Raw genomic sequence first — 10,154 nt, forward strand, 5'->3', positions numbered from 1 at the left:
GGGGGGAGAACAATGATAGAAGGAAATAGCTTTTCCAGCAAATTTGGGAAATGTATTATTTATTTTATAGTTATTTCTTTGGGGTTAGTATGTCTGTTACCCTTGTGGAATATTGTTGCCATATCTTTCAGTAGCGGTGCAGCAGTGGCTGCTAACCTAGTTGGACTTACGCCAATTAATTTCTCAACAGGAGCATACGAAATGATTATGGAGGATGCGCAGTTCTGGAGATCATTCTCTATCTCTGTACAACGCGTGGTGCTTGCTCTAGTGATAAATCTGATATTGATTGTATTAATGGCTTATCCATTGTCCAAAACGAAACGTGAATTTAAGAGTAGAAGTATTTATATGAACATTATCATTTTTGCCATGTTATTCAGTGGCGGGTTAATTCCGACATATATTGTAATCAGAAATCTGAATTTATTAGATACCATTTGGGTGTTAGTCTTACCAGGTGCAGTACCGATTTTTAGTGTGATTTTAATTATGAATTTTTTCGTCGGTGTGCCAAAATCCCTGGAAGAAGCAGCTATTATTGATGGTGCCAGTCCGCTGCAAGTATTATTTAAAGTCTATATTCCAGTTTCTTTGCCAGCTCTGGCAACAGTGGCATTGTTTAGTATTGTAGGTAACTGGAATGACTTTATGTCAGGGCTTATTTATATGAGCCAGGTAAGTAATTATCCGATTATGACCTATATTCAATCCTTAACCATTGATATTTCTGAACTGGTAAGAGCAGGTACAAGTAATGAATCGCTACAGAATATTGCTGAAGTACAGAATCGGAATCTTAATGCTGCAAAAATAGTAGTCTCTACTATTCCTTTATTATTGATTTATCCTTTTCTTCAAAAATACTTTGTCACAGGTATCGTTGTAGGGTCTGTTAAAGAATAAATTCAGCTGGAGGGAGCAAAACATGGATAGTATCTTAAGGATAGATGGTCCTGTCTATCATTTTTTGTCTAGAGTAGTAGAGTTAATTTTATTAAATATATTATTTATCCTTTGCAGTTTGCCGCTTGTAACAATTGGGGCTTCTGTTACTGCCATGTTCTCTATCGCGTTGAAAATGGTCAGAGGGGAAGAGGGAGGAATAATCAGCGGATTTTGGCAGGCATTTAAAAAGAATTTCAAACAAAGTACGCTTGTCTGGGGATGTTTATCTTTATCCGGTATGGTTTTAGTATTAAATTATTTCTTTTTACAATTCTATATGGGAGATTTTTCGACGATCATTTTAATGAGTTTAATCATGTTCTCGGTCATTTTTTGTATGTATCTTGTACTGATTTTTCCATATATTGCACGTTATAAATGTACAATTAAACAAGCCTGTGTAAATGTTTTTAAAATGGGCATAGCCAACCTTGGGTCAATTCTGTTAATGGTTGTACTGATGATAGGACCTGTTGTTTTAATGTTCTTTTCACCCATTTGGCTAGTTATAAAAATATATATGGATATTTTTATCGGGTTTGCTTTAATTGCTTATATCAGCTCTTTTATGATTAGAAGTATGTTTGAAAAGTATGAAAAGTAAAAGATGCAGTTTGGATTCTCTTTTGAAGAGAATCCATTTTTTATGGACTTGTTCCACAGAGAAAGGCGTTATAAAATCCTATACTTTAACAGGTAGAATCAGCTATTGCCCATGAATCGAATTACTTAAATTTGGTCTTGTGTCATAAAAAGTACCATTTTTTCATTATATGGGATCCATTTTTGACCAATGCAACATATCTTTAAGCGTGTTAATCAGCGGTTTTACTAAAAAATTATATTGAACCTGAGTGAAACACTGCTTTTCATAAAAAGAAAGCCAATCTTATAGCAATGGAGAAAGATAGAGGTGCACTTAATTATCAGAAAATAATTACTATATTTAAATTAAGCTAATCATAGAGTTAGGAATAAGACTCAACGTTAAAATATTAAAATTAATCTTGAAAGTACAATTTATTTATGATAATGTTTACGTAACCGGTTTCGTGATTAGGAGATTAAATATAATGACATATACAATCAAGGATGTAGCAAAAAGAGCTAATGTCTCTAAAGCTACTGTTTCAAGGATTTTAAATAACCAAGGCGGGTATTCAGAAAAGACAAAAAAGAAAGTGCTTGATGTTATTCAAGAGTTGGAATACAACCCTAATGGTGTTGCTCGAGGCTTAACAAATAAAAGAACAAATACTATAGGGGTGTTAGTTCCTAATTTAACAAGTTCTTTAGTTACTGATGTTTTAAATGGAATTGAGTCAGTGGCGCATGAAAAAGGTATAAGTGTTATTGTATGCCATACTGAATATCATGGTATTAAAACGTTGAAGTACCTTCGATTATTACATGAAAAAAGAGTTGATGGACTAATCATTGCTAGTACAAATTTAGAAAAGGAATATTATGAATATATCTTAAAGATGGATGTTCCAGCAGTCCTTTTGTCAACTTATTCTGAATTTCCTATTCCCTATGTTACAGCAGACGATTATAATGCTGCCTATATGGCAACAGAGTTTTTAATTCAGAAGGGACATAAAAATATTGGAATGGTTAGCGGAAATAAAGAAGAATGGCTTGCTGATAAATATCTCCCTAGGGTAGAGGGGTTTAAAAGAGCTCTTTCTGATTATAAGATATCTTTTGGGGAAAATAATATAACGTATGGAAATTTCTCAATAGAAGATGGTCTCGTAGGCTTAGAAAATTTAGTTAGAGAAATCCCTGATTTAACAGCTATTTTTACAGAGAGTGATGAAATTGGTATGGGGGTATTATCTGGTGCATATAAGTTAGGTATAAATATTCCTGAAGATATCTCTGTTATTGGAATGGATAATATAAATTTATGTCAATTTTTATGCCCGCCGTTATCATCTGTTTCGCTATCACATAGTAAGATGGCAGAAAAAGCAACAAGTATTTTATTAGGAAAAATATATTCGGGTTTAGCAATGGATAATTATATTCTGGAGCATTATGTTGTTGAGAGGCAAAGTGTTCGTTCTATATAGTCTCTCTTACATCAATGAGAAACCGGTTACGTAAAACTATTTAAATTGATAATTAAAGGACTATTAAATGAAGTGATTCAAATTTTTTTACATATTTACGAAACCGGTTACGTAGATTAAAGTGAATTTTTAACTGTAAGTAATAAATATGTGATATTAATAAATATTAAATGAAAGAGAAGGAGTATACTAATTATGCAGAAAAAATGGTGGAAAGAAGCTATAGTTTATCAAGTTTATCCAAGAAGTTTTATGGACAGTAATGGGGATGGAATTGGAGACCTTCAAGGTGTTATTCAAAGATTAGATTACATGAAAGAATTGGGTATTGATGTTATTTGGATATGTCCAATGTATAAATCGCCTAATGATGATAACGGTTACGATATATCGGATTATCAGGATATTATGGATGAATTTGGAACAATGGAAGATTTCGATCAGTTATTGGAAGAGGTTCATAAACGCAATATGAGATTAATTATTGATTTAGTAATTAATCATACCAGTGATGAACATGAATGGTTTATTGAGTCAAGGTCATCTAAGGAAAATCCGAAGAGAGATTGGTATATCTGGAGGGAAGGGAAAGAAAACAATCAACCACCTAACAATTGGGAGTCAATCTTTAGCGGTTCTATTTGGGAGTATGATGAAAAAACGGATGAATATTTTATGCACTTATTCTCAAAAAAACAGCCTGACTTAAACTGGGAGAATGCTGAGGTCCGTGAAGCTTTATATGATACCGTTAATTGGTGGCTTGATAAAGGCATAGATGGTTTCCGAATTGATGCTATATCGCATATTAAAAGAGAGCCTGGCTTACCTGATTTACCAAATCCAAAAAATTTAGATGTTGTACCTGCGGCGAAATATACAACCAATGTTAAAGGGATAGACGCTTTCTTGAATGAATTCTCAGAAAAGACCATTAAAAACTATGACGTCATGACTGTTGGAGAAGCAGGCGGTGTAACTGTAGAAGATGCGGAGCGTTGGGTAGGAGAGAACAATGGTTATTTCGATATGATTTTTCAATTTGATCATACCGCTTTATGGAATAAGGAAGAGGGAAATTCAAAAGATATATTAGGCTTTAAAAGAGCATTATCTAAATGGCAAGTTGGTTTAGAAGGGAAAGGATGGAACGCTTTATTTTTAGAAAACCATGATTTGCCAAGGAGTATTTCATCCATGGGAGATGACAATCTTTATTGGCGTAAAAGTGCAAAGATGCTTGCAGCAATGTATTTTTTAATGAAAGGTTCTCCTTTTATCTATCAGGGGCAAGAAATTGGGATGACAAATGTTCAATATGAAAATATTGATGATTACAACGATATTAGCATGAGGAATTTTTATCATAAAAAAAGAGAAGAAGGTGAATCTCACGAAGGTTTAATGAAAATTCTCTGGGCTCAATGCCGGGATAATGCTCGTACACCGATGCAATGGAATTCAGAAAAAAATGCTGGCTTTACGACCTCAGATAGACCTTGGTTAAAGCTGAATCAAAACTATGAATCTATTAATGTCGCTGCTCAGCAAGAAGATAAGGATTCTATTCTAAATTTTTATAAAGAATTAATAAAGCTGAGGAAAAATCATGATGTGTTTGTTTATGGAAATTATCAGCCTATATTTCCAGATCATCCAGCAATTTTCGCGTATTTACGAGTTCTAGACGATAAAAAGGCATTAGTTATCTGTAATATGACGGAAGAAGAGATCACAGTTGAAATGCCGGAAATATTAAAATACAAGGAAGCCTCGCTTATTTTGAAAAATTATAAACAAACAAAAGACAATCTGTACAAAGAATTGACAGTTAAGCCATATGAAGCGTCTGTTTATTTAGTAAAATAAACTAAATTTAGGGGGGATACTTTGAGTAAGCATTAAAAGTGATTTTGTTTTGAGGATGCATTTTTGATCATTAATAAAGGATTGTTTAATTATTAAGGCCAAAGTCATAAAATACGAGGAGAAATCAAAATGTTAAAAAATAATTTATTTTTTGGGCTTTCCATGTTCTGCCTGATTATCCTATTGAGTGCTTGTGGACCACAACGAGATAATGTTGAAGTTGAAGAGGGGACAGTTAATGATGAGATTCCAGAGAAACCAGAAGAGTTAAATGTCTGGGCGTGGGATAATGTTTTAGAACCACTTAAAATGTTAGCGGAAAAGTACACAGAGGAAACAGGGATTAAAGTGAATGTAATTGTTGGTGATAACGCCAATCTCACTCTAGATGCCCCAGCTGGGAAAGGTCCTGATATATACTATGAAACACACGATCGTATGGGTGAAAGGTATGTACAAGGTGTGGTTTCAGAATTGACATTGACTGATGAGCAACTGAGTGGTTATCAAGAATCTGCACTTGAAGGTTTTACTTATGAGGGTGAATTATTGGGGATTCCATCATCACTTGAGACAATAGGTCTTTTATATAATAAGTCCCTTATTCCTGAAGCCCCTGAAACAGTCGAAGAACTTAATAATTATGCAGAAGAATTAACAAACCCTTCCAATGATGAATATGGATTTTTAACTATCACATCAGATTTTTATTTTATGTATCCATTTTTAACTTCTGGTAATGGTTATGTTTTTGGGGAAGATGAACAAGGTAGCTATAATACGAGTGACATTGGACTAACAGAAGATGATGTAATTCAAGGAGCTAATTTAGTTTATTCTTGGCATGAAGATGGGTTTATTCCAGAAAGTATAAATGATGATATTATGAGTAGTTTGTTTAGTAACGGGCAAGTAGGGGCTATCACCTCTGGACCTTGGGCCGTTGAAGGTTTTAGAGAAAGTTTAGGTGATGACCTTGCTATCGCTCCACTTCCAACCTATAATGGAGAACATTTGGAATCATTTTTAGGAGTAAAAGGTTTTGCTGTTTCAGAATACAGTGAGAATAAATATTGGGCAACAGATCTTGCCTTATTTATGACAAACGCTGAAAATTCACAGACTATGTTTGAAGATTATAATCTAATTCCAGCACGCACTGATGTGACAGTAGACGATGAATTGTATGAAGGGTTTCAAGAGCAAATACAATTTGCCTCTCCAATGCCTAATATACCTGAAATGGCTCAAGTGTGGGATCCAATGGAAGATGCATTAGTGTTTATTTCTCAAGGCGATGATCCAAAAGCAGTTTTAGAAGAAGCAGTAGATTATATAAAAGCACAAATTAGTTTGATGGGTGGCAGTAATTAACATTCTGAATCAAGGGTAGGTGCAAATATATGGTACAACATAAAATAAATCCAAAAGTAGTAGCCCTGTTGTCAGTTATCCCAGGGTTTGGGCAGCTATATAACCGTCGATTTTTGAAAGGAATATCATTTTTTATAATATTTATCGCGTTTATTACTTTCTTTTATCAATTTCTAAACATAGGATACTGGGGTCTCTTTACACTTGGTGAAATTCCTAAATTAGATGATTCTCGGGTCTTGCTGGCTCAGGGAATCATATCTCTAATTATCACGTCGATTGCAGTAACCTTCTATATACTGAATTTAAGAGATGCTCATAAAGACGCTGTGAAAATTCAAAAAGGTATTATGCCGAAAAGTTTTAGAGAAAATTTTAATGATGGGTGGGATAAGGGCTTTCCTTATATGCTTGTGGGTCCTGGACTATTTATCTTAATATTTGTTGTAGTATTCCCATTACTATTTATGGTGTTTTTGGCTTTTACTGACTATAACTTATTTAATTCCCCTCCGAAATATTTATTGAATTGGGTAGGATTTGAAAACTTTATTTCATTAGTAGCTGTGCCGATATGGCGAAGTACGTTCGTGAGTGTTTTCTCTTGGACTATTATTTGGACTTTAGTAGCTACGACATTACAAATAGCATTGGCTTTAATATTGGCTATTTTTGTTCATGACTCAAGAATTAAGTTTAAAAAACTTATAAGAACTTTATTAATTCTACCTTGGGCCGTTCCTGCATTCGTGACTATTTTGATTTTTGCAGCACTGTTTAATAATGACTTTGGTGCAATAAATAATGATATTTTAATACCTTTTTTTGGTGAAGCAATCCCTTGGATGACTGATCCATTTTGGGCAAAGGTTGCAATAATAGGAATTCAGATATGGGTAGGTTTCCCTTTTGTGTTTGTGATTTTCACAGGAATATTACAAAGTATATCTAAAGATATGTATGAAGCAGCAGATATAGATGGAGCTACAAGCTGGCAAAAATTCAGGAAAATCACTTTCCCCCATGTAATGTTTGCAACGGCTCCCATATTAATTATGCAGTATGCGGGTAATTTTAATAATTTTAATATAATTTATCTTTTCAACCAGGGTGGACCAGCTGTTCGAGGAGAGAATGCTGGTGGTACAGATATTTTAATCTCGTGGGTTTATAACTTAACATTTGAAGCCCAAAACTATAATATGGCTGCTGCGATTTCAATCATCATTGGTTTGGTTATTGCTGCTTTTGCATTTTTTCAATTCCGACGCACAAGTTCTTATAAGGAGGAAATGTAAATGTCTAGAAAAAACAAGAGCGTTCTTCAAGTAATAGGAATGTACGCATTTATTGGCGCTATTATTCTGGCAATCTTATATCCATTACTTTGGACTATTGGATTGTCATTAAATCCAGGCACTAGTTTATATGCATCTTCTATGATACCAGATAACTTTTCATTTGTTCATTATAAGTGGCTTTTCTTTGATCCAGCCAGTGATTATCTACTATGGTATAAAAATACCTTAATCGTTGCAGTGATTACATCTATCAGTGCGGTAGTTTTTGTCACTCTTATTGCATATGCTTTTTCTAGGTATCATTTTATAGGCAAGAAGAATGGTCTGTACACTTTTTTGATATTACAGATGTTTCCTGTCTTAATGTCGATGGTTGCCTTATACATTCTATTAAATATGGTGGGTTTGCTGGATACATTAACTGGTTTGATTCTCATTTATATTGGAGGGGCAATTCCGATGAATGTATTTTTAGTAAAAGGGTATTTCGATACGATTCCTAAAGAATTGGATGAAGCAGCTAAAATGGATGGTGCGGGACACTTTAGAATATTTTTTACAATTATGCTGCCTTTAGCAAAACCAATTTTGGCAGTAGTTGCACTATTTAACTTTATGACCCCATTTATGGATTTTATTCTTCCAAGTATTATATTACGAAGTCCAGAAAAATTCACGTTAGCTTTGGGGCTCTTTAATTTTATTAATGAACAATTTGGTAATAACTTTACTCGTTTTGCGGCTGGAGCAGTACTCATTGCAGTTCCAATTGCGGCTGTCTTCTTATTCTTACAAAGGTATTTGATCTCAGGGTTGACATCTGGTGCTACAAAAGGGTAGGGCAACTGCTAGGATTGAATTCCGTGTGGAATTGTCATTATTGCGTACCACTTAAAGGTGCTAAAAAGTCTTTAATAATAAAAGTGAAGCCAATAGTGCCTCTCATTTTTTTCTTTCTTCAAGGAGTAGGAGTATTAAAAGAGTTCCATAAAGAGCGAGCATGTACCTAATGATTTAAGCTTGATTATGTTTAAGAAAACATTGATAACAAAAATATCTAAAGCAGCTAATCTATTAACTGTCTTGCCAGTTGTCGTTTTATTTTTAATTCTACAGAGACAATTTATTAAAGGAATTATGGTAGGTGCAGTAAAGGGATAATAATGTAAAGTAGTAAAGAAGAGCGTCTTATATGGTCATGAAATGATTAATAAGCAGCTCTTCTTTCACTTGTAAATATTTCATAATTACTTTTTTCTAGTCAATTACAATTTTATCATAAACCAGTGTTCGGTTAGATTTGCCTTGTTATAAACATGCTCTTCCTGACATTATCCTACAAATGAAAACTTATAAACTAGAACTCCTCTATCCTCATAAATACCTATCAAATGGTTATCTGTAACTATTGGAAAATATAAATTTTATTTAACTTTGGATTTTTTACTAAAATATTCAACTTAATGCCTTGCTCGTTTAACTATTAAGATTCAAACATTTTCTCACGATATTCCCTTGGGGAAACAAGATGAAATTTCTTGAAAACACGATGAAAATACGAATAAGAACCAAATCCACAGTTTTGAGCAATGTTTTCTAATGTCATCGTTGTGTATTTCATCTGATTGATTGCGGTAGAGATCCGAATCGATTGTGCATATTCAATCATTGTTTGCTCAACATACTCTTTAAAAAGGTGAACACACCTTGACACACTGAGATTACAATAATTTGCAATATCTTTTATCATGAAGTCTTGTTTTGTTGCATTCTCTTCAATATAGCGCATCATCTTAGTAACAATATAGGGTCTATCGATGTCTGTTGTTCTCTTATCAAGTGAGCGCTCAAGGGAAACACAAAGTGCAATTAGTAGATGGTTGGTTAGTTTACTATTCTTTTCTTTTTCAGGTCTCCTTTCTTCAATAAAAAGAGATTGCCATAAATTTAAGACCGTGTGATCCATAGTAATTTTGGAAAGTATAGGCCTGTTTCGAAAAAGTTGATCAACTTCCTCACCTTCACAATATAAACAATAGTCACCACTTTGTTGACCTTCTGCTACATGTAGTTCATAAGTTTCTCCGGGTTTGACAATTAATAAATCTCCCTTTTCAATATCATGGGTTTCACTATTTACTTGGATTTTGGCTTTACCTTCTATCTGTAATCGAAATAGATAAGAGGCATAACGAGATTTATGCATCGTGTGAAATAATTGGTTATGGTAGGAATAACCGCAAAAGCTGACTCTCATATTTTACTCCTTTTATAATTAAATAGTTCATGTTTTTATTATATCATTTATGTTCAGTTGATTGAATATCCTTTATTATAATAATTAGGTTATTTGTAAGTTAAAGCGATTATATCTTTATGGTTTGCTTGTTTTTTTGCTATAGGGGTTAATCGTTATTTTACGCAAATAAGACAACTAAGGAGGTATAAGAATGAATATAGTAGTCTGGAATGAAAACCGTCACGAAAAAACAAATGAAACCGTAGCCTCGATTTATCCGGAGGGAATCCATGGAGCAATCGCCAGCTTTTTATCAGAAGCAGGACATGATGTAACCACGGCAAC

Annotated in this window: 8 protein-coding genes and 1 pseudogene; 8 read left to right on the forward strand and 1 reads right to left on the reverse strand. The window is 33.7% G+C overall.

All coding sequences use genetic code 11. The features are described 5' to 3' along the window. The first annotated feature begins 12 nt into the window (after window positions 1-12). The 7 genes from FLK20_RS19880 (at window position 13) to FLK20_RS19910 (ending at window position 8,410) form a co-directional block, all read left to right on the forward strand. Window positions 13-906 (forward strand): carbohydrate ABC transporter permease, encoded by an 894-nt coding sequence (locus FLK20_RS19880; RefSeq protein ID WP_152658334.1) that lies wholly within the window; start codon window positions 13-15, stop codon window positions 904-906. A gap of 22 nt (window positions 907-928) precedes the next feature. Then, complete coding sequence (locus tag FLK20_RS19885; protein WP_152658335.1) at window positions 929-1,552, forward strand: YesL family protein; 624 nt, start codon at window positions 929-931, stop codon at window positions 1,550-1,552. A gap of 469 nt (window positions 1,553-2,021) precedes the next feature. Next, window positions 2,022-3,026 carry a LacI family DNA-binding transcriptional regulator gene (locus FLK20_RS19890; RefSeq protein WP_152658336.1) on the forward strand — a complete coding sequence of 335 codons (1,005 nt, stop codon included), beginning with the start codon at window positions 2,022-2,024 and terminating at the stop codon, window positions 3,024-3,026. A 195-nt stretch (window positions 3,027-3,221) separates the two neighbouring features. After that, window positions 3,222-4,895 carry a glycoside hydrolase family 13 protein gene (locus tag FLK20_RS19895; RefSeq protein ID WP_152658337.1) on the forward strand — a complete coding sequence of 558 codons (1,674 nt, stop codon included), beginning with the start codon at window positions 3,222-3,224 and terminating at the stop codon, window positions 4,893-4,895. A 129-nt stretch (window positions 4,896-5,024) separates the two neighbouring features. Then, window positions 5,025-6,269 carry a sugar ABC transporter substrate-binding protein gene (locus FLK20_RS19900; RefSeq protein ID WP_152658340.1) on the forward strand — a complete coding sequence of 415 codons (1,245 nt, stop codon included), beginning with the start codon at window positions 5,025-5,027 and terminating at the stop codon, window positions 6,267-6,269. 29 nt (window positions 6,270-6,298) lie between these two features. Next, window positions 6,299-7,567, forward strand: a complete 1,269-nt coding sequence (locus FLK20_RS19905) for a carbohydrate ABC transporter permease (protein WP_152658341.1) — start codon at window positions 6,299-6,301, stop codon at window positions 7,565-7,567. Then, window positions 7,568-8,410 (forward strand): sugar ABC transporter permease, encoded by an 843-nt coding sequence (locus FLK20_RS19910; protein WP_152658343.1) that lies wholly within the window; start codon window positions 7,568-7,570, stop codon window positions 8,408-8,410. A gap of 643 nt (window positions 8,411-9,053) precedes the next feature. Here FLK20_RS19910 and FLK20_RS19915 read toward each other — a convergent pair. Continuing rightward, window positions 9,054-9,827, reverse strand: a complete 774-nt coding sequence (locus FLK20_RS19915; protein WP_152658344.1) for an AraC family transcriptional regulator — start codon at window positions 9,825-9,827, stop codon at window positions 9,054-9,056. A gap of 193 nt (window positions 9,828-10,020) precedes the next feature. Between FLK20_RS19915 and FLK20_RS19920 the strand changes: the two are divergent. Then, a pseudogene (locus FLK20_RS19920) lies at window positions 10,021-10,154 on the forward strand (ThuA domain-containing protein); the annotation flags it as partial.

Source organism: Oceanobacillus sp. CFH 90083 (genome assembly GCF_009389585.1).
Taxonomy (GTDB): Bacteria; Bacillota; Bacilli; order Bacillales; family Amphibacillaceae; genus Oceanobacillus.